22 protein-coding genes are annotated in these 25,786 nt (G+C 71.7%); 3 read left to right on the top strand and 19 right to left on the bottom strand.

The genetic code is table 11. The features are described 5' to 3' along the window. Positions 1 to 226: 226 nt before the first annotated feature. From C4U03_RS20230 to C4U03_RS20220, 3 genes are all read right to left on the bottom strand, one after another. Positions 227 to 1,564 (bottom strand): ABC transporter substrate-binding protein, encoded by a 1,338-nt coding sequence (locus C4U03_RS20230; RefSeq protein ID WP_103939369.1) that lies wholly within the window; start codon positions 1,562 to 1,564, stop codon positions 227 to 229. Beyond that, on the bottom strand, positions 1,561 to 2,793 hold the full coding sequence (locus tag C4U03_RS20225) for an ABC transporter ATP-binding protein (RefSeq protein ID WP_103939368.1): 1,233 nt from the start codon (positions 2,791 to 2,793) through the stop codon (positions 1,561 to 1,563). Before C4U03_RS20225 ends, C4U03_RS20230 begins: the two co-directional genes overlap by 4 nt. 259 nt (positions 2,794 to 3,052) lie before the next feature. Further along, the gene (locus C4U03_RS20220; protein ID WP_235017992.1) at positions 3,053 to 4,162 is read right to left on the bottom strand and encodes a M24 family metallopeptidase; all 1,110 of its coding nucleotides are present in this window, start codon (positions 4,160 to 4,162) and stop codon (positions 3,053 to 3,055) included. A 134-nt stretch (positions 4,163 to 4,296) separates the two neighbouring features. Between C4U03_RS20220 and C4U03_RS20215 the strand changes: the two genes are divergently transcribed. Continuing rightward, positions 4,297 to 5,226, top strand: coding sequence for a 5'-3' exonuclease (locus tag C4U03_RS20215; protein WP_103939458.1), 930 nt, complete (start codon positions 4,297 to 4,299; stop codon positions 5,224 to 5,226). Between the two features lie 201 nt (positions 5,227 to 5,427). Here the strand turns inward: C4U03_RS20215 and C4U03_RS20210 are convergent, their stop codons facing one another. The 7 genes from C4U03_RS20210 to C4U03_RS20180 form a co-directional block, all read right to left on the bottom strand. Beyond that, on the bottom strand, positions 5,428 to 5,610 hold the full coding sequence (locus C4U03_RS20210) for a hypothetical protein (protein WP_103939367.1): 183 nt from the start codon (positions 5,608 to 5,610) through the stop codon (positions 5,428 to 5,430). Positions 5,611 to 5,890: 280 nt separating this feature from the next. Next, positions 5,891 to 8,650 carry a DEAD/DEAH box helicase gene (locus tag C4U03_RS20205; protein ID WP_103939366.1) on the bottom strand — a complete coding sequence of 920 codons (2,760 nt, stop codon included), beginning with the start codon at positions 8,648 to 8,650 and terminating at the stop codon, positions 5,891 to 5,893. Positions 8,651 to 8,713: 63 nt separating this feature from the next. Beyond that, positions 8,714 to 9,565, bottom strand: a complete 852-nt coding sequence (gene tatC, locus C4U03_RS20200) for a twin-arginine translocase subunit TatC (protein ID WP_235018000.1) — start codon at positions 9,563 to 9,565, stop codon at positions 8,714 to 8,716. Between the two features lie 94 nt (positions 9,566 to 9,659). Then, on the bottom strand, positions 9,660 to 9,950 hold the full coding sequence (gene tatA, locus C4U03_RS20195; RefSeq protein WP_103939365.1) for a Sec-independent protein translocase subunit TatA: 291 nt from the start codon (positions 9,948 to 9,950) through the stop codon (positions 9,660 to 9,662). 25 nt (positions 9,951 to 9,975) lie between these two features. Beyond that, positions 9,976 to 10,197 (bottom strand): hypothetical protein, encoded by a 222-nt coding sequence (locus C4U03_RS20190; RefSeq protein WP_235017991.1) that lies wholly within the window; start codon positions 10,195 to 10,197, stop codon positions 9,976 to 9,978. A 67-nt stretch (positions 10,198 to 10,264) separates the two neighbouring features. Next, positions 10,265 to 11,251 carry a helix-turn-helix transcriptional regulator gene (locus C4U03_RS20185; RefSeq protein WP_103939363.1) on the bottom strand — a complete coding sequence of 329 codons (987 nt, stop codon included), beginning with the start codon at positions 11,249 to 11,251 and terminating at the stop codon, positions 10,265 to 10,267. 13 nt (positions 11,252 to 11,264) lie between these two features. Beyond that, positions 11,265 to 12,221: a helix-turn-helix transcriptional regulator gene (locus C4U03_RS20180; protein ID WP_103939362.1), complete on the bottom strand. Its 957-nt coding sequence runs from the start codon at positions 12,219 to 12,221 to the stop codon at positions 11,265 to 11,267. Between the two features lie 82 nt (positions 12,222 to 12,303). Here C4U03_RS20180 and C4U03_RS20175 point away from each other — a divergent pair, with 82 nt between their 5' ends. Then, on the top strand, positions 12,304 to 13,386 hold the full coding sequence (locus C4U03_RS20175) for a DUF3866 family protein (RefSeq protein WP_200827344.1): 1,083 nt from the start codon (positions 12,304 to 12,306) through the stop codon (positions 13,384 to 13,386). Between the two features lie 163 nt (positions 13,387 to 13,549). Here C4U03_RS20175 and C4U03_RS20170 read toward each other — a convergent pair whose 3' ends face one another. The 6 genes from C4U03_RS20170 to prcB all read right to left on the bottom strand — a co-directional run bounded on the left by C4U03_RS20170 (position 13,550) and on the right by prcB (position 18,924). Next, positions 13,550 to 14,053 carry a DUF3291 domain-containing protein gene (locus C4U03_RS20170; RefSeq protein WP_103939454.1) on the bottom strand — a complete coding sequence of 168 codons (504 nt, stop codon included), beginning with the start codon at positions 14,051 to 14,053 and terminating at the stop codon, positions 13,550 to 13,552. 33 nt (positions 14,054 to 14,086) lie between these two features. Next, positions 14,087 to 14,752 carry a helix-turn-helix transcriptional regulator gene (locus C4U03_RS20165; RefSeq protein WP_103939361.1) on the bottom strand — a complete coding sequence of 222 codons (666 nt, stop codon included), beginning with the start codon at positions 14,750 to 14,752 and terminating at the stop codon, positions 14,087 to 14,089. Between the two features lie 54 nt (positions 14,753 to 14,806). Further along, the gene (locus C4U03_RS20160; protein ID WP_103939360.1) at positions 14,807 to 15,733 is read right to left on the bottom strand and encodes an FKBP-type peptidyl-prolyl cis-trans isomerase; all 927 of its coding nucleotides are present in this window, start codon (positions 15,731 to 15,733) and stop codon (positions 14,807 to 14,809) included. 75 nt (positions 15,734 to 15,808) lie between these two features. After that, a complete protein-coding gene (gene pafA / locus C4U03_RS20155) occupies positions 15,809 to 17,167 on the bottom strand; it encodes a Pup--protein ligase (RefSeq protein ID WP_103939359.1) in 1,359 nt (452 codons plus the stop codon). Between the two features lie 173 nt (positions 17,168 to 17,340). Continuing rightward, positions 17,341 to 18,027 (bottom strand): proteasome subunit alpha, encoded by a 687-nt coding sequence (gene prcA / locus C4U03_RS20150; protein WP_103939358.1) that lies wholly within the window; start codon positions 18,025 to 18,027, stop codon positions 17,341 to 17,343. Between the two features lie 21 nt (positions 18,028 to 18,048). Continuing rightward, complete coding sequence (prcB, locus tag C4U03_RS20145) at positions 18,049 to 18,924, bottom strand: proteasome subunit beta (protein ID WP_200827343.1); 876 nt, start codon at positions 18,922 to 18,924, stop codon at positions 18,049 to 18,051. Between the two features lie 477 nt (positions 18,925 to 19,401). Between prcB and C4U03_RS20140 the strand changes: the two genes are divergently transcribed. Further along, positions 19,402 to 20,772, top strand: coding sequence for a hypothetical protein (locus C4U03_RS20140; RefSeq protein WP_103939356.1), 1,371 nt, complete (start codon positions 19,402 to 19,404; stop codon positions 20,770 to 20,772). A gap of 289 nt (positions 20,773 to 21,061) precedes the next feature. Here C4U03_RS20140 and C4U03_RS20135 read toward each other — a convergent pair whose 3' ends face one another. From C4U03_RS20135 to arc, 3 genes are all read right to left on the bottom strand, one after another. Beyond that, positions 21,062 to 21,271, bottom strand: coding sequence for a ubiquitin-like protein Pup (locus C4U03_RS20135; protein ID WP_103939355.1), 210 nt, complete (start codon positions 21,269 to 21,271; stop codon positions 21,062 to 21,064). A 185-nt stretch (positions 21,272 to 21,456) separates the two neighbouring features. Beyond that, positions 21,457 to 22,974, bottom strand: coding sequence for a depupylase/deamidase Dop (dop, locus tag C4U03_RS20130; protein ID WP_103939354.1), 1,518 nt, complete (start codon positions 22,972 to 22,974; stop codon positions 21,457 to 21,459). A 699-nt stretch (positions 22,975 to 23,673) separates the two neighbouring features. After that, complete coding sequence (gene arc / locus C4U03_RS20125) at positions 23,674 to 25,392, bottom strand: proteasome ATPase (RefSeq protein ID WP_200827355.1); 1,719 nt, start codon at positions 25,390 to 25,392, stop codon at positions 23,674 to 23,676. Between the last annotated feature and the right edge of the window lie 394 nt (positions 25,393 to 25,786).

The raw sequence follows: 25,786 nt of genomic DNA, 5'->3' as shown, positions 1-25,786 counted from the left end.
CCTTCGGATCAGGGACGGAGCGGGGGCGCCCCCAGGTCGGCGGGCCGGGCGACCGCGGCGGGTTCCGCGGGGCACGGTCGCCCGGCCGCGGGCGGCGGGATCTGGGGGTCCCCCGCCGAGACGGGTCGGGCGATCATGGCGGAGCGCCGCCGCGACGCGGGTCGCCCGGCCCGTTCCTCCGGGGGACCGGGCTGGTCATCCCCCGGAGGAACGGGTCACCCGCGGATCACTTGAACGCGTCGGCGGCCGCCTGCTCCAGCTTGGCGGCGGTGCCGTCCACGTCGGAGGGATCGGCCAGGAAGTCCTGCAGGATCTTCCACTCGCCGGCGCCCTTGGTGCCGCCGAAGGCGGCCGGGGCCAGGTCGGACATGTCGAAGCGGAAGTCGTCACCGGCGTCGATCACCGCCTTGGCGATCCGACGCTGCACCTCGTCGGGGTAGGCGGCCAGGTCCAGGGACTTGTTCGGGGAGATGTACCCGCCCTGCTCGGCCCAGATCCTGGCCGCCTCCGTGGTGGCGATGAACTTCAGCAGTTCCCGGGCCCCGGGGGTGTCCTTCATCATCACCGCGGCGTCACCGGCGCCTACCACCGGCGCCGTGGCGCCGGCCGCCGGGAAGGGGAAGAAGTCCGCGTCGGTGCCGACCTTGGACTTGGTGGCCGAGGTGATCTCCGAGGCGACGAAGTCGGCGCCGGGCAGCATGGCCGCCTTGGGCGAGGCGCCGAACACCTGGGGCACCGAGCCGGGGAACTCGGTCTGCAGCGCGCCCTTGGGCCCGCCGGCCAGGTAGTTCTGCTTGCCCCAGATCTCGGCCAGCCTGCGCAGCGCCTCCTTGACCGTCGGATCGGTGTACTTGATCTCGTGCTTGGACAGCTGGTCGTACTTGTCGGGACCGGCCACCGACAGGTACACGTTCTCGAACCAGTCGGTCAGCACCCAGCCGTCGGCGGCGCCGATCGCGATCGGGGTGGCCCCCGAGTCCGACAGCGTCTGTGCCGTCTTGACGAAGTCGGCCCAGGTGGTGGGCGGCTGGGCGATGCCGGCGTCGGTGAACGCCTGCTTGCGGTACCAGATGGTCGACTTGCTGCCGGTCTTGTAGTAGATGCCGTAGGTCTTGCCGTCATGGCTGCCGAGGTCCTGCCAGACCTTGGCGAAGTTCTTCTGCAGCTCGGACTGGGCCTCGGCCGGCAGCGGCTTGATCCAGCCCTTCTTGGCGAACTCCACCAGCACGCCCTGCTGCGGCAGGAACGCCACGTCCGGCGGCGCGCCGCCGTTGACCTTGGAGCCGAGGAAGGCGGCGACGTTGTCGCCGGTGGGGGTGTAGATGACCTTGGCGCCGGTGCGCTTGCCGAAGGCGTCCAGCACCTTCTTGAACTTGGCGCCCTCGTTGGTCCCGGTCCAGATCGCGGCCACGGTGACGGTCTGGCCCTTGAGCGCGCCGCCGCCCTCGGGCCCGGTGTCGGTGTCGTCCCCGCCGCAGGCCGCGGCGGTGGAGATCGCCAGCCCGGCCGCCAGCGTCACACCGAGCATCCGCCGGCGGCCCATCGAACGTCTTTCGGCCCTCATTCGGATTCCTTCCTGGGGGAAGGCTGCGCCGAGTCCCAGATCGACGCGCCTGTTTCGGGATCGAAGAAATGCATTCGCCCGGTATCGACCTGGGCGGTCACCGGATCGCCGACCTTGATCCGGGTGCGTGGGCTGAACCGGGCGACCATCGGGGTGCCCCCCGGTCCGGCCTCGGCCTTGTCGAGCACGTCGGTGCCCATGTCGCGCGCCAGTTCCCGGGTGTCCTCGGTGACCACCTGCTCGGCGTTCACCGCGAAGTGCACCAGCACGTCGGAGCCCATCGCCTCGACCAGATCGGCGGTGCAGGTCAGCCGGGCGCCCTCGGGGCCGTCGGCGAGTTCGGCGTCCTCCATGTCCTCGGGCCGGATCCCGGCGATGACGGGCCGGTCCAGGTAGGAGCGCAGCGCCGGGCGGGCCGCCAGGACCTCGCGCGGCAGCGTCAGCGACTGATCGGTGAACCGCACCCGCAGGTCGTCCTCGGTGCCGGTGAGCGTGCCCTGCAGCAGGTTCATGGCCGGTGAGCCGATGAACCCGGCGACGAACAGGTTGGCCGGCCGGTCGTAGAGCTCCTGGGGCGGCGCGACCTGCTGGAGCACCCCCTTCTTCATCACCGCGACCCGGTCGCCGAGCGTCATCGCCTCGGTCTGGTCGTGGGTGACGTAGACGGTGGTGACGCCCAGGTCGCGCTGAATGCGGGCGATCTCGGCGCGCATCTGCACCCGCAGCTTGGCGTCGAGGTTGGACAGCGGCTCGTCCATCAGGAACGCCTGCGGCTCGCGGACGATCGCCCGGCCCATCGCCACCCGCTGCCGCTGGCCGCCCGACAGGTTGCGGGGCTTACGGTCCAGGTGGTCGGTCAGGCCCAGCAGCCGGGCGGCGTGCTCGACCTTCTCGCGGATCTGCGATTTGGGGACCTTGCGCAGCGACAGCCCGAACCCGATGTTGTCGCGCACCGACAGATGCGGGTAGAGGGCGTAGCTCTGGAACACCATCGCCACGTCGCGGTCGCGGGCCGGCACTCGGTTGACGACCCGCTCGCCGATCCTGACCTCGCCCTCGGAGATGTCCTCCAGGCCCGCCACCATCCGCAGCGCGGTCGTCTTGCCGCAGCCGGACGGTCCCACCAGGACCAGGAACTCCCCGTCGGCGATGCGCAGGTCCAGATCGGTGACCGCGCGGGTTCCGTCGGGATAGACCTTGCCGACTCCTGCCAGGACGACCTCGGCCACGACGTCTCCTTCGCTCGACGCAACCCCGGGGACATCCGCACGTAACCCCGGCGGAACACATAAAGCCGTACCGCTCCTGTCTCCGGCCCGGCAACCCTCATGCACGCACTCGAACGTTCGTAAAGAGATCGTTATTAACGGCGAGGCGACCCGCCGACGGGCGAACGAGGGGCCATTTAACCCCATTTCATACCATGGGAACACAAAAAGGACAGGAGCCTCGATCGAGGCCCCTGTCCACGTTCCGTCCGCGCGAAGGTCAGTCCACGATGGTCAGCGCACGGTCGATCAGGTTCATCCGCTCGAACCCGTCCTCGGTGCACACCACGATGTCCTCGATGCGCGCGCCGTGCTCACCGGGGTAGATGCCCGGCTCGATCGAGAACGCCATGCCGGGCCGCAACGGCTCGGTGTTGCCCGCCACGATGTAGGGGTCCTCGTGGGTCTCCAGGCCGATGCCGTGACCGGTGCGGTGAATGAAGAACTCCCCGTAGCCCGCATCGGCGATCACGTCCCGTGCCGCCGCGTCCACCGCCTCGGGCGTCACGCCGGGCCGCACCGCCTCGCACGCCGCCTGCTGCGCCCGCCGAAGCACCTCGTAGTAGGCGGTGTAGTCGGCGGGTGGCTCGCCCACGCAGTAGTTGCGGGTCTCGTCGGAGCAGTAGCCGCTGGGCATGGTGCCGCCGATGTCCACGACCACCGGCTCACCGTGCCCGATCACCCGGTCCGACAGCTCGTGGTGCGGGCTGGCGCCGTTCGGGCCGGAGCCGACGATCACGAAGTCCACCCTGGCGTGCCCCTCGGCCACGATGGCCTCGGCGATGTCCCGGCCGACCTCCCGTTCGGTGCGGCCGGCCTTCAGCAGCCCCGGCACCAGGCGGTGCACCCGGTCGATCGCCGCCCCCGCCTCGCGCAGCGCGGCGACCTCGGCGGGGCTCTTGCGGACGCGCAGCCGGCCCATCACCCGGCCCGCCGGGACCTGCCGGGCGCCCGGCATCGCGTCCCGGAACCGCAGCGCCATCACCGCCCACATCCGGTCGGCGAGACCCACCGCCGCCAAGCCGGACGGCAGCCGCCGGGCCACCAGCGCGTAGGGGTCGTCGGTCTCGTCCCACGGCACCATCTCCACGCCCAGCGCGCCGGCCGGGGACGCCTGCGCGGCGGCCAGCTCCAGCCGCGGCACCACCAGGAACGGCTCACCCTCGCCCGGTACCACCAGGCAGGTCAGCCGTTCCAGCTGGATCGCGTCGTAGCCGGTCACATAGCGCAGGTCGGGACCCGGCGTCAGCAGCAGGGCGCCCAGCCCGGCCTCGGCAGTCGCCTCCTGGACCTGGGCGAGGCGGGCGGGCGGATACAACTCCGTCGTCACATCCGGATTCATCAAGATCACGGCCCTTCGTCGTTCGGTACTCCCAGCATCCCAACAACCTCCGCGCCGCCGCGGCCGGGGCGGCGGTCGCCGGCGGCGCGAGGATGTCCCCGGCCCGTGGCACGATGGCCTCCATGAGTGCGCTGATGCTGCTCGACACGCCGTCGCTGTACTTCCGGGCGTTCTTCGGCGTGCCCGAGTCGGTGACCGCGCCGGACGGCACGCCGGTCAACGCCGTCCGCGGCCTGATCGACATGATCGCCCGGCTGGTGCGGGACCGCTCCCCCGCCCGGCTGGTGTGCTGCATGGACGCCGACTGGCGGCCCGCCTTCCGGGTCGCGGCGCTGCCGTCCTACAAGGCCCACCGGGTGGCCGACGACGGCGGCGACCAGACCCCCGACCCGCTGGCCGCGCAACTGCCGGTCATCGACGCGGTGCTGGATGCGGCCGGGCTGGTGCGCGCCGGGGTGCCCGGCTACGAGGCCGACGACGTCATCGGCACGCTGACCGCCCGGCACGCGGCGGCCGGCGGCGCGGTCGACATCGTCACCGGCGACCGCGACCTGTTCCAGCTGGTCGACGAGCGCGGGCCGGTGCAGGTGCTCTACACCGCGCGCGGCATCCGCAACCTGCAGGTGATGGGCGAGAAAGAGGTCGCGGCCAAGTACGGCATCCCCGGCCGCGCCTACGGCGACTACGCCACGCTGCGCGGCGACCCCAGCGACGGGCTGCCCGGGGTCCCCGGGGTGGGCGACAAGACCGCAGCCGCGCTGGTCACCCGCTTCGGCTCCATCGCCGGGATCCTGGACGCGCTGGACGCGGGCGCCACCGAGGGCTTCCCGGCGGGAAGCCGCCGCCGGCTGGAGGCCGCCCGCGACTACCTGGCCGCCGCCGAGACCGTGGTCAAGGTGGTGACCGACATCGACGCCCCCGAACTGGCCGCCCTCGACGACACCCTGCCGCGCGCGCCGCGCGACCCGCGGGCCCTGGCCGAGCTGGCCGAGCGGTGGAACCTCGGCAGCCCCGTCAAACGCCTGCAGGACGCACTGGCGGCCGTTTCCTGAACCTGTGCCAGACGACACAGACCGCACCGCACCGCCCGGCGGACCATGCCAGATGACCGACCTTTCCGCGGCTGGTCGATCCACGGGTCGGCGCCCGGGACGAGCCGACCCACTCCCCTCGCCCCGGGCGCCGGCACCGCACAGGCCGGGCCGGGGACGGTATGAGTGCCGTCCCCGGCCCGGCCTGTGGTGCGTAGGTTGTCAGCGACGGGCGCGACCGCGGGTGCGCCAGGTCGAGGTGGCGCCGACGCCGGCCAGGTGCAGAGCCAGGAAGAGCAGGCCCAGGGTGACCATGGTCATGTAGTCGAACGGGTCGGACTGGATGTCGGCCAGGTCGAACAGCAGGGCCAGGCCGAAAACGATCGCCGCGACGATCGCGAGCATCGGTGCCTCCGGAGGTGGACTCGGGCCGCGGCTCGTTCCGCGGCGTGCTCCCGGGATCTCCGGCCTAGCGGCAGGAAAACGGGGGGCCGGATTCCGGCCCGCCCCTTTACATAGTAAGTTAGGGTTTTCGGTCCAAGCGGCTACTCCGCAGTCACCACCGGATCACTCTGACCCCGCTCCAGGAACCCCGGTGATCCGGCGTCCGGTCCCCGGAACGGCCGCCCCTCCCGCCGCGCACCGGGCAGGCGGGAGGGGCGGGAAGGACGGAGAGCGGCCGAGGTCAGCCGACCGAGGTGTAGGCGACCACGCCGCGCCGCATCGCGTCCATGGCCTTGCCCGCAACGCGGCGGATCCGGCTGTCCGGGGAGGCGGCGTCGGCGATCTGGCCGAGCAGGTCGATCAGCTGCTTGACCGCCCGCACGAAGTCGCCGGCGGTCATCCCGGTCTCCAGCAGCACCTCGTCCAGCGGACGGCCCGAGGCCCACTGGTGGGCGGTCCAGGCGAAGCCGAGATCCGGCTCGCGCAGGAACGACACCTTATTGTCCTGCTCGATCGCCTCCAGCTCGCCCCACAGCCGCACCATCGCGGCCAGCGCGTCGCGGGCGGGGCCCGGCGGCGTGCGGGGGGCTCCGGCGTCATCCGGCTGCCGGGACTCGTACACCAACGCGGACGCACAGGCCGCCAGCTCGGCGGGACCGAGGTCCTCCCACAGGCCCGCGCGCAGGCTCTCGGCGGTCAGCAGGTCCAGCTCGTTGTAGATACGGCCCAGGCGGCGGCCGTCCTCGGTGACGGTGTCGCCCTCCAGGTAGCCGAGCTGTTCCAGCACCCCGCACACCCGGTCGAAGGTCCGGGCGATCACCTGGGAGCGGCCCTCCACCCGGCGGCGCAGCGCCTCGGTCTCCCGGTGCAGCCGGAAGTACCGCTCCGCCCAGCGGGCGTGGTCCTCCCGCTCGGAGCAGCCGTGGGCGGGGTGCTGCCGCAGCTCCCGCCGCAGCCGGGCGATCTCGGCGTCCTCACCGGCCGCCGCTCCCCTGCCCCGGCGGCCACCGCCGCGCGTCTTGACCTCCGCGTCGGGCACCTTGTTGCGCAGCGTGGAGGCCAGGTCGCGGCGCGCCTGCGGGCTGCGCGGGTTGAAGGAGCGGGGGATGCGGATCCGCTCGATCGGCTCGACCGGGTGGGGGAAGTCCAGCACCGACAGCCGCTGCACCGACCGCTGGGCGGTCAGCACCAGCGGGGCGGGCCCGTCCGACCGCTTGCCCAGCCCCGGGTCCAGCACCACCGCCAGGCCCGCGCGCCGCCCCGACGGTACGACGACCACGTCGCCGGGGCGCAGCCGCTCCAGCGACCGGACGGCCTCGGCGCGCTGTGCGGCGCCCCGTTCCCGGGCCAGGTCGGCCTCGCGGTCCGACAGCGCCCGGCGCAGCCCCGCGTACTCCATGAAGTCGCCCAGATGGCAGGAGGCGGCCTCGGCGTACCCGGCCAGCGCCTCCTCGTTCTTGTGCACCTGACGCGCCAGGCCCACCACCGCCCGGTCCGCCTGGAACTGAGCGAACGACTCCTCCAGCAGGGTGCGAGCGCGTTCGCGGCCGACCGCGCCGACCAGGTTGACGGCCATGTTGTACGACGGCCGGAAGCTGGAATTGAGCGGATAGGTACGGGTGCCGGCCAGCCCGGCCACCGCGAACGGGTCCATGCCCGGCGACCAGATCACCACCGCGTGGCCCTCAACGTCGATGCCGCGCCGGCCGGCCCGCCCGGTGAGCTGGGTGTACTCCCCCGGGGTCAGGTCGGTGTGGGCCTCGCCGTTCCACTTGTCGAGCTTCTCGATCACCACGGTGCGGGCGGGCATGTTGATGCCCAGCGCCAGCGTTTCGGTGGCGAACACCGCCTTGATCAGCCCGCGGACGAACAGCTCCTCCACGACCTCTTTGAAGGTCGGCAGCATCCCGGCGTGGTGGGCCGCGATGCCGCGCATCAGCCCGTCCAGCCACTCGTCGTAGCCCAGGACGCGCAGGTCCTCGTCGGCGATGTCGGCGGTGCGCAACTCGACGTGCGCGCGGATCTCCTCGGCCTCCTCGCGGGAGGTCAGCCGCAGCCCCGCGTACAGGCACTGCATCACGGCGGCGTCGCAGCCGGCCCGGCTGAAGATGAAGGTGATGGCCGGCAGCAGTCCGGCCCGGTCCAGCCGCTCGATCACGTCCGGGCGGGCCGGGGGGCGGAAGCGGGGCGGGCGCGCGACCCGTTTGCGGCCGTTGCGCCGGCTCTGATTGATCTTGGCGCGGCGCACCTCGTCCACCGCGACATTGCGCAGCTGCGGGTTGATCTTGGGCCGGGCGGACGGCTCGCCGGAGTCGACGAACAGGTCGTACAGCCGGTTGCCGACCAGCATGTGCTGGAACAGCGGCACCGGCCGGTGCTCGTCGACGATCACCGCGGTGTCGCCGCGGACCTCCTGCAGCCACTCGCCGAACTCCTCGGCATTGGAGACGGTGGCCGAGAGCGCCACGATACGGACCGAGTCCGGCACGTGGATGATGACCTCCTCCCACACCGCGCCGCGGAACCGGTCGGCCAGGTAGTGCACCTCGTCCATAACGACGAAGCCCAGGCCCGCCAGGGTGTGGGAGCCGGCGTACAGCATGTTGCGCAGCACCTCGGTCGTCATGACGACGATCGGGGCCTCGCCGTTGACGCTATTGTCACCGGTGAGCAGGCCGACGTTGCCGGGGCCGTAGCGGCTGACCAGGTCGGCGTACTTCTGGTTGGACAGCGCCTTGATCGGCGTGGTGTAGAAGCACTTCTGCCGGTTCGCCAGCGCCAGGTGCACCGCGAACTCCCCGACCACGGTCTTGCCCGACCCGGTGGGGGCGGCGACCAGCACGCCCTTGCCCGCCTCCAGCGCCCGGCAGGCCTCCAGCTGGAACGCGTCCAACCCGAAGTCGTACAGGGTCTGGAAGTCCAGCAGTGCGGGCCCGTTCTCGCGGACGCGCGCGCGGTGCGCGGCGTACCGCTCGGCGGGCGTGGTACCAGGGGAAGTCATGACATCGAGCCTACGGTTTGGCACGGTCCGACACCCAATCGGTCAGCGGACCGCGCCGGCCGGTCAGCGGGCCCGCTCGCCGCGCTCCACTCCGTCCTTGGCGCCGACGCCCTCTTCCAGGGAGGCGTCGATCTCCTCCAGGTCCAGCGGGGCCGCCTCGTCGTCCGACAGCTCCGCGTAGGGGTCGGGACGCCGCCCCCGCCGCCGGTCGTTCAGGAACGCCAGGAAGGCGGCCACCTCGAACAGCAGCACGGTCGGCAAGGCCAGCGCCAGCATGGTGAACGGGTCGGCGCTGGGGGTGGCCACCGCGGCGAACACGAAGATCCCGAAGACGATCAGCCGCTGGGAGCGGCGGATCCGCGCCGAGCTGAGCACCCCGGCCATGTTGAGCACCACCACGAACAGCGGCAGCTCGAACGTCAGCCCGAACACCAGCAGCATCGCCAGCACGTAGCCGAGATAGTGGTCGACGGTGATCAGCGCCGCCACGTCCTCGGGCACGAAGCCCAGGAAGATCGACAGCCCCTTGTCGACGGTGAGGTAGGCCAGCGCCGTGCCGACGAAGAACAGCGGGACCGCCGCGCCCAGGAACACGTAGGTCCAGCGGCGCTCCTGGCGGTACAGCCCCGGCGCCACGAAGGCCCACAGCTGGTACAGCCAGACCGGCGCCGAGATCACCAGCCCGATGATGAACGCGATCTTCAGCCGCAGGAAGAACGAGGAGAAGATCCCGTTGACCACCAGCGAGCAGTGGCCGTTGAGGTCCCGGGAGGCCGGCAGCGCGCAGTAGGGCTCCTTGAGGAAGTCCCAGGCCGGCTGGAACAGGATCCAGCCGACGACCGTGCCGACCAGCAGGCCCAGGATGGCCTTGATCAATCGGTTGCGCAGCTCACGGAGATGGTCCATGAGCGGCATGCGGCCCTCGGGATCGGCCGAGGGTCGCCGCCTGGTCAGCTTCATCATCGGTTTTCGGGTCGCACCTGTCGCCGGTCGGGTTCAGCAGGGAGGGTCAGCGGTTGCGGGCCTGGTTGGGGTCGACCGGCACGCCCTGGATGGGCTCCCCCGACGGCAGCTGGCCCTGCGGCGGCGGCGCGTACTGCTGCGCCGGCGGCTGCTGCGGCGGCGCGGGCTGCGCCGGCTTGGCCTCGTCGTCGTCCTCCCGCAGCCCCTTGGTCTCGGCCTTCAGGATGCGTGCAGACTTGCCGAGCGAGCGGGCGAGCTGTGGCAGCTTCGCCGACCCGAACAACAGCATGACCACCGCAAGGATGATCAGAATCTCGGTCCAGCCAAGTCCAGCCATGTCATACCTCTTCAGCAGATGCCATTCATGACGATCGTACGCCGTCCGGGACGTGCTCAGCCTCCTGGGCGTCCCGCAGCCGGCGGAGTTCACCGCTCAGCGCCGACTGTTTCGGCTCGATTCGCCGGCGGGCGCGCTCAAGTTCACGTCCCAGCGTCCGCAGCGCGCGGAACACCTTGACGGAGCACACCGCCAGCACCACCAGCCCGGCGAATGCGACTCCGACGAAGACCTGAGCCCAACCCACGCCCGTCACGTTAGCGAATCGCCGTGACCAGCGATAGCCCGCATTCGAGGTAACCGTGCGCCGCCGCTCAGACACCCGCCGTCTCGTAGCCGGCCAGGGCGCGGGCGGCCTCGTCGCGGACGGCCTCGGCCAGCCCGGCCGGACCGGTGATGCGGCCCTGGTCGCCCAGCCGCAGCGCCAGGCCCCGTACCCACCGCTGGTCCGGGGTCCGCAGCACCACCCGCAGCCGTCCCTCGCCGAGTTCCTCAACGCTCTCGCAGGGGTAGTAGTCGGCCACCCAGCGTCCGGCCGGGGTCAGCTCGAAGGTGACCCTGATGTCGTCGGGCGAGGGCCGGAACAGCCGCCCGGTCCGCACATCCAGCGGCTCGGCCTCCTCGGGCACCTGCGCCGGCACCTCCAGCACCGACAGCTCCACGATCCGGTCCACCCGGAACAGCCGGACGGCCTCGGCGCGGCGACACCAGCCCTCCAGGTACGCCTGGCCGTCGACCACCAGCAGCCGCATCGGGTCCACGTCGCGCTCGGTGTTCTCGTCGCGGGCCGGCACGTAGTAGGTCAGGTGCAGCCTGCGGCCCCGCGCGATGGCGTCGCGGACCCGGGCGGGCATCGCTCCGGCCTGGTCGGCCTTCACGTCCACCTGGACCGACACCTGGCTGCTGACCGCGGCGGCGGCCGCCCCGGCGGCGTTCTCCAGCTTGACGATCACGCGGCTGAGCGCGTCACGGTCGCGCGGATCGCCGATCTCGGCCAGCATCCGCAGCGCCACCAGCAGCGCCCCGGCCTCGTCCACCTTCAGCCGCAGCGGCCGGGCGATCGACTCGGCCTCGCTGACGGTGATCTCCCCGCCCTCGTAGGACAGGTCGATGGGGCAGTACGGGTCGGGGGCGCGCAGTTCCACGCACCACAGCAGGTTGAGATCGTCGATCAGCTGCTTCTCGGTGACCCCGAACGCGGCCGCGGCCTCGTCCAGCGCCACCGAGGCGCGGCTGACCACGTAGGGCACCAGCGCCAGCAGCCGGGCCAGCCGGTCGCTGGAGGTATTGGGCTTGTTCACGGGCCGCTCCCCCTCACCGTTCGTGTCCGGCCAGTACCGACTTGAGCTGCTGGATGACGGCGTCGCGCAGGTCCGGCGGGTCCAGCACCACCACGTCGGCGCCGAACCTGGCCAGGTGGGGGGCGAACCGCTCGGCCTCGCCGAAGGTCAGCGTCGCCTCGTCCCACTCCCCGCCGGTGCGGTGCACCTCGGCCGCCCAGCGGCGCAGGCCCTGGGCCGCCCCGGCGCGCAGCCGCACGGTCGCGGTGCGCGGCTCGGCGGGTGCCTCGCTGCGCTCGAAGGCGATCTTGCGGATGTCCACGCCGTCGGGAACGGTGACGCTGCCGGCCGGACCGTCGGGCACCACCTCGCCGGTGATGCGGCTGAGCCGGAACACCCGGGTGCCCTGCCGGTCGGTGTCGAACCCGACCACGTACCAGCGGCCCCGGCGGCTGACCACCCCCCACGGCTCCACGTGGCGGCGGGCCGCGGCGGTCCGCCCGATGCCCTGGTAGTCGAAGGCGACCGGGTAGGCGCCCTTGACCGCCTCCCACAGCGCGGGGAAGGCGGGCTCGTCGGTGTCCACCCGGGGCTCGATGCCCAGCGAGTCGGTCTCGGAGGTGTCGATCCCGGCGGCGCGCAGCTTCAGCAGCGCGCCGGAGGCGGCCTCGGCCAGGCTGGCCTGCTGCCACACCCGGGCCGCCAGCCCCAGCACGGCCGTCTCGTCAGGGGTCAGGTGGATCTCCGGCAGCTCGTAGTCCTGCGGCGGGATCCGGTATCCGGCCTCGCCGCCGTCCTCGCTGCCGACCTCCAGGGGGACGCCGAGTTCGCGCAGTTCCTCCTTGTCGCGCTCGAACATCCGTTTGAACGCGTCGCCGGAGTCGGGATAGCCGGGCACCGCCCGGCGGATCTGTTCGGCCGTGAGATAGCGCCGGGTGGCCAGCAGGCACACCACCAGGTTCAGCAGGCGCTCGGTCTTGCGCCGCGACACACCCCACCACCTCGATCCTCGGGCGTCCCCGGCTGTCGGGGTTCCGCATCATCTCTCATGTCAAGACGCTACCGTTTCCGGCGTGATCCGATGGCGTAAAGGCAGGGTGGAACGAGTCCGCCGGGAGTGGGCCGGGGCGCTGGAACTGGAGGTCGCCGTCCAGGGCGAGGACGGCACGGCGCGTGCGCTGGCCTATCCGGCCCTGGTCGGACGTCCCGAGCCCGGTGACACGGTGCTGCTCAACACCACCGCGCTGGCCATGGGGCTGGGCACCGGCGGCTACGCCATGGTGGTCGCGGTGCCCGACCGGCTGCCGCCCGACCCGTCCGGCCCCGGCCATCTGGTCAAGGCCCGCTACACACCGTTGCAGGCCACGCTGCTGGGCGCCGACGAGCAGGACTCCCCGCACCACGAGGTGCTGCGCGAGGCCGACTCCCTGGACGGGATGCCGGTGGTCGTGGCCGACCTGCACTCGGCCCTGCCGCCGATTCTGGCCGGGCTGCTGGCCGAGCGGCCGGGCACCCGGGTGGTGTACGTGATGCCGGACGGGGGCGCGCTGCCCGCCTGGTTCTCGATGTCGATCTCGCAACTCAAGGACGCGGGAGCGCTGGCCGCCACGGTCACGGTGGGACAGGCGTTCGGGGGCGACCTGGAGGCGGTGACGGTCCACACCGGCCTGCTGGCCGCCCGGCTGGTGCTGGACGCCGAGGTGGTGATCCTGGCCCAGGGGCCGGGCAACCTCGGCACCGGGACTCGGTGGGGGTTCTCGGGAGTGTCGGCGGGCGAGGCCGTCAACGCCGCCGCCGTGCTGTCGGGGCGGCCGGTGGCCTCGCTGCGGGTCAGCGAGGGCGACAGGCGCGAACGGCACGTCGGGGTCTCCCACCACAGCCTGACCGCCTACGGCCGGGTGGCGCTGGCCAGGGCCGACGTGGTGGTGCCCGGGCTGCCCGGCGGTTTCGGCGCCCGGGTCGCCGAGCAGGCCGCCGCGCTGGCCCACCGGCACGATCTCGTCCACGTCCCGGTCGACGGCCTGCGGGAGGCGCTGGGCGAGGCGGAGCGGGCCTGGGGCGTGCGGCTGTCCACGATGGGCCGCCGCCTGGACGAGGACCCGGCCTACTTCCTCACCGCGGCCGCCGCCGGCCGCCACACCGCCTCCTTGCTGTAGCCGCCGGGAGCCGCGACCGGCAACCGCCCTGCGTGCCGTCCCGGCGGCGGCCCTGCCAGGGCGGCCCGGCCCATCCATGCGACGCCCATCCGGATGATCGCGGCACACCGGCTTCGACCGGCCGCCCCGGCGCTCCCCCGCAGGCGGCCTCGCTTCGGCGGGCTCAGCCCGCCCGTGCGGCGTCCAGTTGTGTGATCGTGGCGTGCTCGGCCTCCGCCCGGGCGGCCTCCGCGGCGGTGTAGGGGGTACGGAAGGTGAACGCGCGGGGGCCGGGGCCCTCACGGCGCAGCAGTTCGAGGCGTTCCACGCACTCGTCCGGGCCCGGACGGTGCCCGGCGGGGATCCACCACAACACCTGGTAGACCTCCGCGGCTCGTTCGAACCACTCGCGGCGGCGGCGCATGGCCTCCAGGTGCCCGCTGCGGTAGGCGTACTCCCACAGTGTCTCCCGGGACTCCCAGACCGAGTAGTTGATCAGGACGTCGGGGCCGTAGGGCCACTCGTCGGCGCCCTCGACCGGGGAGACCGGCCGCCACACGTAGCCGGGCGTGCCCTCGGCGAGCGCGTTGAGGGGATCCCGCAACGCCAGGAACCCGGCCATCTCGGGGGCGTCCAGCGGCGCCCGCAGCCGCGCGAAGTTGAACTGCGCCAGGTGGAAGTCGCTCATGCCGCCCAGCACACCACCGCCTCGGCCTGTATGTCAATCTTCATTATTTTTAGAAGCGGCCAGCACCGTGCAGCACCAGCCCGGCCGGGGGTCCATCCGGGGCGCCAGATCGGCGGAGCCCTCGAACGCGCCCTCCAGCAACGCCAGGTTCATCCCGCACACCAGCGGCGGGAACCGCTCGGACAACACGTGGAAGGGGCAGTTGCGCATGCGCAGCACCGCCCCTGCGGGGGTCTGCTCGCGAACGGGCTCATAACCCCGGCGGGCGAGCAGGGCCTCGGCCTCGTCGAGCCCACGGACCGGCCCGGCGTCACGGGCCAGTTCCCGGCCCCGCAGCCGGGCCGCGCGCCACAGCCGCTCGTCCAGCTCCGCCTCCTCGGCCGCCTCCGCCAGCAGTTCGGCGGCCGTGCGGTAGTCGCGCGGCGGTACCGACACCACGCGCTCGGCGGCGGCGCGCCGGTACAGCTTCGCCGGGCGGCCGGCCCCCGGCCCCGAGCGGCCGGTCAGCCGGCGACCGGTCGTCTCCAGCAGCCCGGCCTCGGCCAGCTTGTCCAGGTGGAAGGCGGCCAGGGTGCGCTGCACGCCCATGGCCTCGGCGGCCTCGTTGCGGCTCACCTCGTGGTCCTGGGCGGCCACGTACTCGTACAGGCGCCGCCTGACCGGGTCGCGCAGCGCGGCTATCGCTTCGACGTCGTCCACCCGGCCAGTCTAAGAACAACCGCTCTTGACGTTAGAGAGCGGCGGGCGCCGTCCTCAGTGCACGCCGAGGATGTCGACCACGTAGATCAGGGTGTCGTCGCCCTTGATCCCGTAGTGCGACAGCCCCTTGGCGCCGTAACCCCACTTGGGCGGGACAACCAACAGCATCCGGCTGCCGACCTTCTGCCCGACCAGGCCCTCGTCGAAGGCCTTGATGTCCTGCCCCACCCCAAGGACCTCCCCGGCGGGCCGCCCGTCGCTCCAGGTGGAGTAGAACTCCTTGCCAGTCCGCCACAGCACGCCGGTGAACTGCAGCACCGTCAGCTGGTTGCTGCGGACGGCCGGGCCCGAGCCCTGCACCAGGGTGCGCACCTGCAGCGTCGAGGGCGGGGCCGCGCGCGGTACGGTCACCCGCGGGGACCGGCCGGGCGCGGCGGCAGCGACCTTGGGCAGCCTGGGGTCCTCCAGCGGCTGGGCCGTCCCCTTCGCCTGGGCGTTCTTGGAGTAGGTGGCGAGCACGTCCAGCACGTACACCAGCGAGTCGTGGGCGCCCACCTGGTGGCGGGCGTCGCCCTGGGAGCCGTATCCCTGGTCGGGCGGGATGACCGCGACGACCCGGCTGCCCGTCTTCTGGCCGATCAGCGCCCTGTCCAGGCCCGGCACCAGCTTGCCGGAGGGGAACGCGCCCGGCTGCCCGGCGGCGTAGCTGCTGGCGATCAGCCGGCTGCCGGCGTCGTTCCAGCGGTACCCGGCGTAGGAGGCGATCACCAGGTCGCCCTTGGCCACCTGTGCGCCCTTGCCCGTGACGAGCGTGGAGGTCACCAGTTCGTCACCGGGCTCGGTGTCCTTGGGGAAGGACACCTCAGGACGCTCGCCGTACTCGCCGGTCACCTTCACCGGAACGTCGTCGCCGCCCACGCAGGCGGTCAGCACCAGCGGTGCGGCCGCGAGGGCGGCCGCGAAGGGAACCAGTCGGCGCATGGGCGTCCTTCCGGGGGTGACGGGCCGGATCGAGCGCTCACCTTACCGGCTGGTCACCCCCGGAGACAGCCCAGGTCACATCCCGGCGATGAGCTTGTCCACCCGCTCGTCGACGGACCGGAACGGGTCCTTGCACAGCACCGTGCGCTGGGCCTGGTCGTTGAGCTTCAGGTGCACCCAGTCCACGGTGAAGTCGCGGCGCTTCTCCTGGGCCCGCCGGATGAACTCCCCGCGCAGCCGCGCCCGGGTGGTCTGCGGCGGCACCGACTTGGCCTCGAAGATGTCCAGGTCACGGGTGACCCGCTCGACCGATCCGCGCTTCTCCAGCAGGTAGTACAGGCCGCGGCCGCGGTGCACGTCGTGATAGGCCAGGTCCAGCTGGGCCACCCTGGGCGAGCTCAGCGGCAGGTCGTACTTGCGCCGGTAGCGCTCGATGAGCTGGTACTTGGTCACCCAGTCGATCTCCCGGGCGACCAGGTCCAGGTCGCCGGTCTCCACCGCGCGCAGCGTACGGCCCCACAGGTCCAGCACCCGCAGCGAGATCTCGTCGCCGCCGCGCCGGTCCACGAAGTCCTTGGCCTTGCCGTAGTACTCCTTCTGGATGTCCAGCGAGCTGGCCTCGCGGCCGTTGGCCAGCCGGACCTTGCGGCGGCCGGTCATGTCGTGGCTGACCTCGCGGATGGCCCGGATCGGGTTCTCCAGGGTCAGGTCGCGCATCACCACCCCGGCCTCGATCATCCGCAGCACCAGGTCGGTGGCGCCGACCTTGAGCAGCATGGTGGTCTCGCTCATGTTGGAGTCGCCGACGATCACGTGCAGCCGGCGGAACCGCTCGGCGTCGGCGTGCGGCTCGTCCCGGGTGTTGATGATCGGGCGGGACCGGGTGGTGGCCGAGGAGACCCCCTCCCAGATGTGCTCGGCCCGCTGCGAGACGCAGTAGACCGCCCCGCGCGGGGTCTGCAGCACCTTGCCGGCCCCGCAGATGATCTGCCGGGTGACCAGGTACGGGATCAGCACGTCGGCGAGCCGGCCGAACTCGCCGTGCCGCCCCACCAGGTAGTTCTCATGGCAGCCGTAGGAGTTGCCGGCCGAGTCGGTGTTGTTCTTGAACAGGTAGATGTCGCCGGCGATGCCCTCCTCGCGCAGCCGCCGCTCGGCGTCCACCAGCAACCCCTCGAGGATCCGCTCGCCCGCCTTGTCGTGCGTCACCAGGTCGACGACGCTGTCGCACTCGGGCGTGGCGTACTCGGGGTGGCTGCCCACGTCGAGGTAGAGCCGCGCGCCGTTGCGCAGGAACACGTTGCTGCTGCGGCCCCACGACACCACCCGGCGGAACAGATAGCGGGCCACCTCGTCGGGTGACAACCGCCGCTGCCCACGGAAGGTGCAGGTGACCCCGTACTCGTTCTCAAGCCCGAAAATGCGCCTGTCCACACCTTGACCCTATGCGGCGGCGGGCCGACTCGACAGTGCCCGCCGCCATGGAAGCACGGTATGCCCCGGTTGTGATCTTTACGTTGTAGATCAATGAGCGCCGGGAGGGGGCCGTACCGGTCCCCCGCCCGGGCCGGACGGGGGGACCGCAAAGTCCTCGGGGGCGGGGGCCTTCAGGAGCTGTCGGCCAGCAGTTCCTGGATGCGCGCGGCCGACAGCCGCCGGAACAGCCGGTGCTCGCGGCGCCGGTCCAGCACCGCCACCTCCAACGCCTTGGCCTCCAGGTGCCGGTCGGCCTCCTGCGCCTCCAGCGACTGCACCCCGGCGTGCAGGGCCGCCGACAGCGACATGCCCTCCTGGTAGCGCTCCTTGAGGGCCTGCTCGACGGCCTCCACCTGGCCGCCCATCGCGACGTAACCGTGCTCGTCGCGCACCGAGCCGTCGAACGTCAGCCGGTAGATCTGGTCGGACTCGGCGTCCTCGCCGACCTCGGCCACCACCAGCTCCACCTCGTACGGCTTGGCCGTCTCGGTGAAGATGTTGCCCAGCGTCTGCGCGTAGGCGTTGGCCAGGCCGCGCGCCGTCACGTCCTGGCGGTCGTACTGGTAGCCGTTGATGTCGGCGTAGCGGACGCCGGCCAGCCGGAGCGTCTCGAACTCGTTGTACTTGCCGACGGCCGCGTAGGCGATCCGGTCGTAGATCTCACTGATCTTGTGCAGCGCCCGGGACGGGTTGTCGGCCACGAACAGGATGCCCTCGTCGTACTGCAGCACGACGACGCTGCGGCCGCGCGCGATGCCCTTGCGCGCGTAGTCGGCCTTGTCCTTCATCGCCTGTTCGGGCGACACGTAGAACGGCATGCTCACCGTCGTCGATCCCTTCTATCGCAGCGGGGCGGTCGGACCGCCCGGCGAGTCGTAACGCTCGTCGACGACGGACTGGGCCAAGTCCGCGATCTCCTCCTCGGGCAGCCTGCGGTACCCGTCGGCGGTCACCGCCGCCACCACCGGGAAGATCCGGCGGATCAGGTCCGGGCCGCCGGTGGCCGAGTCGTCGTCGGCCGCGTCGTACAGCGCGTGCACGCAGACCAGCGCGGCGTCGGCCTCCGACAGGTCGGTCCGCCACAGCTTCTTCAGCGCGCCCCGGGCGAACACCGAGCCGGAGCCGATCGAGTAGTGGTCCTGCTCCTCGTAGCGGCCGCCGGCCGGGTCGTAGCTGAAGATCCGGCCGGTCTCCCGCTCGGTGTCGAACCCGGCGAACAGCGGCACCGCCACCAGGCCCTGCATCGCCAGGCCCAGGTTGCCGCGGATCATCGCAGCCAGCCGGTTGGCCTTGCCCTGCAGGGAGAGGGTGCGGCCCTCCGTCTTCTCGTAGTGCTCGATCTCCACCTGGAACAGCCGGACGATCTCCATCCCGATCCCGGCGGTGCCGGCGATGGCCACCGCGGAGAACTCGTCGGCCCGGAAGACCTTCTCCACGTCGCGCTGGGCGATCATGTTGCCCGAGGTCGCCCGCCGGTCGCCGGCCATCACGACCCCGCCCGGGAACGTCACCGCCACGATCGTCGTGGCATGCGGAACCTCCACGCTCCCCGGCGTTCCCCCGGCGAGCTGCGCCATACGGCGGCCGGGCAGCAGGTCGGGGGCATGAGCCCCCAGGAACTCGGTGAACGAGGACGTGCCCGGGCTCATGAACATTCCCGGCAGACGTCCGGTATGCGAATCGTGGGACGCCACGCGACTCCTTCCCTCCACCATGGCACCGGCTCCCCACGAGGGGTCACCGGCGCGGACGATTACGACCCTACTGTTCAACCGGTACGACCCGCATACCCCGGTGATCCTTCGGGGAGTCCGCCCACGGCGAACCGGCCGCAAGGCCCGCCGCCCCGGCCGTCCCACGCCGCGTCCCGCCCCGGCACCGCCCATCGGTCGGCACATACGCCCCAAGACGGCACCTTCTCCCCACATCGGGGCGTTATAGGACGGCTTCGGACCCCGGCCCAGGCCTCGGGACACTACGATGACCACGTGGTTTGGGGACCTCCAGGCCCGCCCCCCGGGCAGCCGGGCTGGCCGGGCCCGCACGGCCAGCCGACATGGCCCGGCGACCAGGGACAGCCCGTCTGGCCGACCCCGCCGGGCGCGCCCCCGCAGGCCGGCTGGCCGCCGCCGGGGCATCCCGGGTCGCCGCCGCCCGCACCCTACGGGCCGCCGCCGGAGCAGCCGCTCCCGATGAGCGGCGACGGCGATCCCTTCACCCGCGCCGAGCACGACACCCGCGCCACCGTGGCCGCCCCCTGGTGGGCGACCGCCGCCCCGCTCCAGCGTCAGCAGGCCCTGATCGCCCGGCTGGTGTCGCTGCCGGACCGCTCCTGGTGGATGTACGGGGCGTGGGCGCGCTGGTACCGCTGGCATCCGGCCGACGGCCGCTGGTTCCCCTGCTCTCCCCCGCGGGGCACGATGGTCCGCCGGTCGGCCCGGCCCGCGCAGCCCGGCCTCAGCCCGCCGCCCATCCCCGCCGAGATCCTGCCGGCCGGGCCCGACTTCGCCTACGACCACGGGCCGCCGCTGGCCCTGGCGGGCAGGCCGGTATCGGGCGCGCTGCTCTACCGGCTGCGCTCGGTGATCCAGGAGGCGGCGCTGGCCCCACCGATGGACTATCCCCTGGGCTGGAGCTACTTCCTGCACGGCACCCCGAGCACCATCGCCGCCACCTGGAGCGCGATGCTGTGGTGCGCGTCGGTGCCGGTGTTCGACCCGGACCTGGACTCCGGTGGCTCCCCCGGCCTGCTCGGCCTGTGGGAGCCCTACCTGGCCCAGCCGTTCGACGACCACGGCCGGCTGCGCTGGCTGGTGCCGCCGCTGCTGCGCACCGTCATCGGCCTGTACGCCGAGCGGATGCGGGCCGGCCGCGCCGACGCCGCCGGGCAGATCGTCCGCTGCATGGTGATGACCGCGCAGGCGCTGCGCGACGACCCCCGCTTCAAGGTGCGCGCCTCGGCGCTGCTGTCCATCATCGAGCCGCTGCAGGCCAACCCCGCCCTGGACCACCGTTCGCTGCCGTACGGCGACGAGGCCATGGAGCGGGAGTGGACGAGCCGCTGCCCGCCGGCGCTGGGCACCACCCTGTTCGCCGACACCGCGCCCGGCGAGCGCTTCCAGATGGCCGTCTACGACCTGGCCGAGGCGCTGCGGCCGATGTGCGGGGATCCGGAGAGCACGGCGTTCACCGAGCCGCGGTATGCGGCGGTGGCGCTGCTGGCGGCCGACATGGCCGGGTACCGGCCGGACCTGGCCGCCCCGATCGGCAACTGGCTCGATCCGGAGCTGCGGGGCCTGCTCAGCGATGTGATCGGGCAACCCGGGCACGGGCTGCGCAGGCTGTGGCCCTCACGCGGGAGGCTGCCGGAGGACTTCCGCCCGGCCGACACCGACACGGCGCTGAAGGCGCTCAGCGCGGCGGCGGCGGTCGACTTCGCCTGGTGCCGGCTGGCGCACGGAATCCCCATCCCCCCGGACGGCTTCACGGTGCCCGACGCCTTCGCCGCCGCCCTCGACGCCCTCGCGGCCAAGCCCGCCACGGGCGAGGCGTCGGAGGTCTGATCCCGCCTTCATACGGGCCGGGGGACCACCTTCCGGGGGAGCCGGGCGGGCGGCATGGGTGAAAAGGGAAAAGCCCGTCGAGCCCTCCAGGGCTCGCCGGGCGAGGGGACCCGCATCCAGTGCCGGCGCCCCCTGCGTACCTCTGCGGTACGGGCCTGTCCTGCGGGACGGGGCTGTCCTGCGGGCCTCCGCAGGACCGGTGCTATACGGGTACCCAATTCCCCGGTCGGTGCCGCGCGGCCCGCAGGGGGCCGCGCGGCCGGAGGTGACCGGTTGACTGCGAAGGGTGTTACTGCCCGCCCTTCTGCACGTACGAGCGCACGAAGTCCTCGGCGTTCTCCTCCAGCACCTCGTCGATCTCGTCGAGGATGGCGTCGACATCGTCGGACAGCTTCTCGTGCCGCTCGGCGACGTCCTCACCGACCGCCGCCTGGGTCTCCTCGACCTCCTCATCGCGGCGGGTGGTCTGCTTCTGACCGCCGGTGTCCTTAGTGGCCATCGGTTACCTCCACTCACTGCCGGTGCCCCAACCCTATCTCCGATCACCGACGACGAGCGGTCCTCGACGTCCGTATCGCCTCCCGGCATCCGGGGCTGCCTGTCAGGGTTATCGCCCGCCCGCACACCCCTGAAACGGGCATACCGGTCAGGACTGTGCGGTGGTCCCGCTGGTCGCCGTCCGTCTCAGCGCTGTCCGGTGAGCACGGCGACCAGCTCGGCGGCGGTGCGGCAGCGGTCCAGCAGTGCGCCCACGTGCTGCCGGGTGCCGCGCAGCGGCTCCAGGGTGGGGACGCGCTGTAGCGACTCGCGGCCCGGCACGTCGAAGATGACCGAGTCCCACGAGGCCGCGGCCACCGAGTCGGCGTACTGGCGCAGGCAGCGGCCGCGGAAGTAGGCCCGGGTGTCCTCCGGCGGGTCCTCGATGGCGGCCTCCACCTCGGCCTCGGTGGCGATGCGCTCCATCCGGCCGCGGGCCACCAGGCGGTTGTACAGGCCCTTGTCGGGGCGGATGTCGGTGTACTGCAGGTCCACCAGTTGCAGGCGCGGATGCGACCAGTCCAGGCCGTCGCGGCTGCGGTAGCCCTCCAGCAGCTCCAGCTTGGCCACCCAGTCCAGTTCCCGCGACAGCTGCATGGGGTCGTCCCCGAGCCGGTGCAGCACCGACTCCCAGCGGTCCAGCACGTCACGGGTGTGCTCGTCGACGTCGGCGCCGAAGCGGTCCTCGACGTACTTGCGGGACTGCTCCAGGTACTCCATCTGCAGCTGGACGGCGGTCATCTTGCGGCCGTCCCGCAGGGTGACCAGGTGCCGGCAGGACGGGTCGTGGGAGACCGCCCGCAGCGCCGCCACCGGCATGTCCACCGACAGATCCACGGTGAGGAACCCGTCCTCGATCATCGCCAGCACCAGCGAGGTGGTGCCGAGCTTGAGGTAGGTGGAGATCTCGCTCATGTTGGCGTCGCCGATGATGACGTGCAGCCGCCGGTACTTCTCCGGGTCGGCGTGCGGCTCGTCCCGGGTGTTGATGATGGGCCGCTTGAGGGTGGTCTCCAGGCCCACCTCGACCTCGAAGAAGTCGGCGCGCTGGCTGATCTGGAAGCCGTCGCCGCGGCCGTCCACCCCGATACCGACCCGCCCGGCCCCGCACACCACCTGGCGGGACACGAAGAACGGCGTCAGATGCCGGACGATGTCGGAGAACGGGGTCTCCCGCCGCATCAGGTAGTTCTCGTGGCAGCCGTAGGAGGCGCCCTTGTTGTCGGTGTTGTTCTTGTAGAGCTGGATGGGATGCGTGCCAGGCACCATCGCGGCGCGCCGGGCGGCGTCGGCCATCACCCGCTCCCCCGCCTTGTCCCAGATGACGGCGTCGCGGGGGTTGGTGCACTCGGGAGCGGAGTACTCCGGGTGCGCGTGGTCGACGTACAGCCGGGCGCCGTTGGTGAGGATGACGTTGGCCAGCCCGAGGTCCTCGTCGGTGAGCTGGCTCGGGTCGGCCACCTCGCGGGCGAGGTCGAAGCCCCGCGCGTCGCGCAGCGGGTTCTCCTCCTCGAAGTCCCAGCGGGCCCGCCGGGCCCGCGCCGCCGAGGCCGCCAGATAGGCGTTGACGACCTGCGAGGAGGTCACCATCGCGTTGGCCCCTGGCTGACCGGGCACGGATATGCCGTACTCGGTCTCGATCCCCATCACCCGCCGAACACTCATATCGCCGAGCCTAGTGCCGATCGTGGCCTCCCATGAGAGGCGGGACTGGATCGTGATGACGCCACGGCGGACCGGCCGCACTCCCGCGCACGCGCCGGGACGGGCCCCCGACCACTCGTCGGGCCGCCGGCGAAGCAACTGCTGCATACGTACGACATCGGGTTGTTCTTACCCCCACCGGGACGGTTTGCCCACGTCAATGTCCCGACCGCCCCCCGATCCCCCACTCCCGCCCCCGAAAACACCGGCGCGGCGACCACCTCAGTCGACCACCACCCCGACGAACATCACACGGCCACGCCCGAGACGCCCCCCACGACTCCCCACAGCCCCCACACCAAAAGGGAACGCGGCCCATCCGCTCGCTGCCCGTCACCTCCCGCCCGCCGCGCTGACGGAGCCCACGAAGATCCGACCGAACCGGCTCTCGCCCCCCGCCGGCACAGCACGAGCCTCCTCCGCACAGGACAAGATCACCTAGAAACCGATCACCTCGACCCAGACCCACCTCACGGAACAAGGCCGCCAGGACTCCGAGATGATCGGATCCCTGACGGCCTTGCAGGCATACGGGGGCGTGGGGGCGGAGCCCCCACCCCGGGGGGCTCCGGGGGGTCGTCCCCCCGGGCAGGCACAGGCGGCGGGGCTCCGGCGAAGCCGCCCGAAGGGCGGCGAGCAGGATGCCCCGCCCCCGTCCGCCTACAGGTATTGGCCGGTGTTCGCCACGGTGTCGATGGAACGGCCGGCCTCGGTGCCCGCCTTACCGGAGACCAGCGTGCGGATGTAGACGATCCGCTCACCCTTCTTGCCGGAGATGCGGGCCCAGTCGTCGGGGTTGGTGGTGTTGGGCAGGTCCTCGTTCTCGCTGAACTCGTCCACGCAGGCGGCCAGCAGGTGGGAGACCCGCATGCCCTTCTGCCCGGTGTCCAGGAACTGCTTGATGGCCATCTTCTTGGCCCGGTCGACGATGTTCTGGATCATCGCCCCGGAGTTGAAGTCCTTGAAGTACAGGACCTCCTTGTCACCGTTGGCGTAGGTGACCTCCAGGAAGCGGTTCTCCTCGGACTCGGCGTACATCCGCTCGACGACGCGCTGGATCATCGCGTCGACGGTGGCATCCTCGCTGCCGCCGTGCTCCTTGACATCGTCGGGGTGCAGCGGCAGCCCCGACAGGATGTACTTGGAGAAGATGTCCTTGGCCGCCTCGGCGTCGGGCCGCTCGATCTTGATCTTGACGTCCAGCCGGCCGGGCCGCAGGATCGCCGGGTCGATCATGTCCTCCCGGTTGGAGGCGCCGATCACGATGACGTTCTCCAGGCCCTCGACCCCGTCGATCTCCGACAGCAGCTGCGGGACGATGGTGTTCTCCACGTCGGAGGAGACCCCGGAACCGCGGGTGCGGAAGATGGAGTCCATCTCGTCGAAGAACACGATCACCGGGGTGCCGGCCGAGGCCTTCTCCCGGGCCCGCTGGAAGACCAGCCGGATGTGCCGCTCGGTCTCGCCGACGTACTTGTTGAGCAGCTCGGGACCCTTGATGTTGAGGAAGAAGCTCTTGCCCTCCTGGCCGGTCTTCTCGGCGACCTGCTTGGCCAGCGAGTTGGCGACCGCCTTGGCGATGAGCGTCTTGCCGCAGCCGGGCGGCCCGTACAGCAGCACGCCCTTGGGCGGGCGCAGCTGGTGCTCGCGGAACAGGTCGGCGTGCAGGTAGGGCAGTTCCACCGCGTCGCGGATCTGCTCGATCTGCGGGCCGAGGCCGCCGATCTCCTCGTAGGAGATGTCGGGGACCTCCTCCAGCACGAGCTCCTCGACCTCGGCCTTGTGGATCTTCTCGTAGGCATAGCCGGAGCGCGGCTCCAGCATCAGCGAGTCACCGGCCCGCAGCGGCACGCCCCGCAGCGGCTCGGCCAGCTTGATCACGCGCTCCTCGTCAGCGTGCGCGATCACCAGCGCCCGCTCGCCGTCGGCGAACAGCTCCTTGAGCATGACGACCTCGCCCTGCTCCTCGAAGCTGAGCGCCTCCACGACGTTGAGGGCCTCGTTGAGCATGACCTCCTGGCCGCGCTTCAGCTCGGCGACGTCGACCGCCGGGCTGACGTTCACCCGCAGCTTGCGGCCGCCGGTGAAGATATCGACCGTTCCATCCTCCCGCGCCTCCAGGAAGACCCCGAAGCCGGACGGCGGCTGCGCCAGCCGGTCGACCTCCTCCTTCAGCGCGATGATCTGTTCCCGAGCCTCCTTGAGGGTCGCGACAAGGCGTTCGTTCTGCCCGGTCACGGCGGCCAGGTTGGCCTGTGCCTCGTGGAGGCGGTCTTCCAGCACACGAACTTGACGCGGGGACTCCGCGAGCTTACGGCGCAGCACGGAGATCTCCTCCTCCAGGATGGAGACCTGCGTTTGAAGATCACGCATCTCCATATCGTGCTGCGCCTTGCGCGCCCCAGCATCCTCACGAGCGGCCACGCCCCGTCACCTCCTCAAGAAGAGAGCCGACGACCTACTCAGACCCTACCTATCCGGAGGGCTTCCGTAACCTGCCCTTGGGGTGCTCGTGTCGTGCCCGACCGATCGGCTCGGCCATCCGGCGACTCCACGCCCCCGGGAGCACATCCCGGAAAATACTGGAACGCCGCCGGGATCTGTCTTCATTCCCCGTATACCGCGCGAGGTTTTCGCATCTCAGCCGTTGCCCGCCGGTGCCCGAAACCCCTGACAGCAATTGTGAAATCGGCGTTAACGGTGTCACCGGCGGTCACGCTCCGACATCTAGTGTGACGTTGGCCACTCCGGAGCCGTTCACCGGGGTCGCCCG

It is taken from the genome of Thermomonospora echinospora, assembly GCF_900108175.1.
Classification (GTDB): domain Bacteria; phylum Actinomycetota; class Actinomycetes; order Streptosporangiales; family Streptosporangiaceae; genus Thermomonospora; species Thermomonospora echinospora.
This window is presented reverse-complemented; position numbering and strand designations above follow the sequence as displayed.